At 54.4% G+C, this 2,621-nt stretch carries 1 protein-coding gene and 1 pseudogene; one reads left to right on the plus strand and one right to left on the minus strand.

Annotated features, from left to right (window positions below; translation table 11 throughout):
* A pseudogene (locus tag V8J39_RS23465) lies at positions 1-556 on the plus strand (transposase); the annotation flags it as partial.
* Positions 557-669: 113 nt separating this feature from the next.
* Here the strand turns inward: V8J39_RS23465 and V8J39_RS23470 are convergent.
* Positions 670-2,241 (minus strand): FkbM family methyltransferase, encoded by a 1,572-nt coding sequence (locus tag V8J39_RS23470; RefSeq protein ID WP_336463398.1) that lies wholly within the window; start codon positions 2,239-2,241, stop codon positions 670-672.
* Between the last annotated feature and the right edge of the window lie 380 nt (positions 2,242-2,621).

Raw genomic sequence — 2,621 nt, forward strand, 5'->3', positions numbered from 1 at the left:
CAACGCCGAAGTCGACTTCCGCGGCGAGCGGCGTTCCAACGCGACCCATGCCTCGACGACCGATCCGGAGGCGCGGCTGTTCAAGAAGTCACCCGGCACCGGAGCGATGCTGTGCTTCATGGGGCATAGCCTGATGGAGAACGGCTCCGGCCTCATCGTGCAGGCCGACCTGACCACTGCAGACGGCCGAGCAGAACGAAAGGCCGCCGTCGAGATGCTTCACCGCCATTCGCCCGGATCGACCCGGCGCCTGACGCTGGCGGCAGACCGCGGTTACGACAGCGCGGACTTCGTCGCCGAGCTGCGCCAGATGGTCGTCACGCCGCACGTTGCCAAGAAGTCTCGGCACTCCGCCATCGACGGCCGAACCACCCGGCACCCCGGCTACGCCAAGTCGCAGCGACGCAGGAAGAAGATCGAGGAACCCTTCGGCTGGGTGAAGACGGTCGGCGGCATGGCGCAAACCCTGTATCGCGGCATCGAGCGCGTCCGTGCCCGCTTCACCCTGGCGATGGCGGCCTGCAATCTGGCCAGACTACCAAAACTGCTCGCAGCCTGNTTGGCGGCATCAACCCGGATCGAGGGAAACCGTTCTACACGGCAGACTTTTTCAGCGGCCTGTTAACCGTGGGGATGATTACCATATCGGCCTCCTTGCGGAGCCGTGAATCACGACGAGCTCAACAGATCAATGGGTCCTGAGCCTAGTAACGAAACAATTGTCTTCCAGCGCGCAGGGCGCGCGAAAATAATATTAATCGTTGCAGAAGAAGGTGCATAGCCGGTAGGGCCCAAGCGGAGATCGTCGCGTACTATTCGGCCAACAAATCCAATCTGAGACATTTGCTTTATAAGTTCAAGGACTGAGGATCCTCCTGCGGCAAGCAGACGAGGATTGGATTCGACAATTACTACGATGTTCTCTGAACCCTCGAGAGTAGATTTGGCACCACGCAACGCGTTCGGTTCCGCTCCTTCTATGTCGAGTTTGAGGAAGTCGACCCGACTCAAGCCATGATCTGCAGCCAACTTATCGATTGTAGTAACACTCACCGGGATGCGTCGTTGAGACATGCCGGCAGCTTCCCAGATAGTGCTGGAGCTATGACCATTTCCTTGAAACAGGTCAAGTTCTCCATCTTCATCCGACAGAGCGACCTGCGCGCAAGTGACGGTCTCTCCAGGCAAGTTTTTGCAAAGGACATTAAAGTTATCCGGGTGGGGCTCAATTGCAAGAATTCGTCCAGAGGATAGTAATTCAGACATGATTATTGAGAAGTACCCGGCGTTTGCCCCGCCATCGATAAATACAGAATCGGGTGAGGATAGGCGGCGAAACAGTATCGAAGTGGGGCGCTCTAGCATTCCACTTGCAAATTCGTACCGCCAAACCCATCCATTGATTGTATCGGTAATCATGTCTGGGTAGGTGAACTTCCCTGACATGGCCAAGATGTTATCCTTAAATATACTGTAAGAGACGTCATCCATCTCTAGCCGTGATAACAAATCTTTTCTGGTGGCCTTGTGAGCAATCCACGCAGCATGCTCGGCAGCCTCACTTTGGGACTTGGGAGCTATCGAAACTTCGTTCCCTGTTTCAAACAACCCCTCATCGAGCGCTGAACGCAATCTGTTCGTATAGTGTCTAAAAAAGGCTGAGGATGCCTTCTCAGGGAGGGTGCAGTTCCATTCATTGGATAGTATTCCCCTCTCGGTTACGAAAGAATCTAGCTGCAACGCTTCGATGATGTGCCCATTCTCTCCATCAGTTGTGACAAAATTCTCAGGATTGACTGGCTTGTCTTTGTTAGCTAAACATGTTTCCAGGAACTCGATGGCTCGAGTGCCACGCAGCATCATCACTCCCGAGTTTGCACGTCCTGATATTCCGTTTGCGATAAAGATGCTTCTGTCCTCATCGAGCATTGCGGCAGAGAAGTGAGGCGTGTCTCTTGTTATTTGCACGTCCGCATCTACAACCAAAACAGTATGGCCGGATTTGAGGAGATCGGCGGCCTCCCTTAGTTTGATCCACTTGCCATTTAGTTGGTCAGAAACGCCTCTAACGAGTCTGTACTCGATGCCGTGTTTTGCGCAGTAATCTGATTGACTTTGCAAGCAAAAGTCCCAAATCAGATCATATCCATCCGTCGCAACGCAAAGGGCGACGAATGTTTCCGCCTTGCTCTCAGCATCGCGCTGAGTTCGCGCTCCCACCATTCTTTTCAGCCAGCCCATCGTTAATACCGATCTCCATAATTGGAAAGTCAATCTCACGACTTCCACAGGCACAGGTCGCTCTGCGCGTGGATACTTCATACTAGCAAATTATGCTCACGCAAGTGACCGCCCCCCGGAAGGTCCCTCGGTTTGATGTGGAATTTTCTTCACCACGAAGGAGGAGAGTAAGCGCTCTCGGCAGCCCAACTTCCAGTCGCTGAGCTTCCCGGGTAGACCTCTCACAGGTCAACCGAGTTTATCAACGCCCAGCGCTTCTGAAGACCCAAAACTTGTTCAAGAAGTAGCTCGCCACCGGCACCAGCACGAGCCCCGAGACGAAGCCCGCCTGATAGGGCAGCCCCAGCACCCGGGTGCAGAGCGCCATGATCGCCATGTTG

Origin of the sequence: Frigidibacter sp. MR17.24, assembly GCF_037095655.1 — a bacterium.
Lineage (GTDB): Bacteria > Pseudomonadota > Alphaproteobacteria > Rhodobacterales > Rhodobacteraceae > Frigidibacter.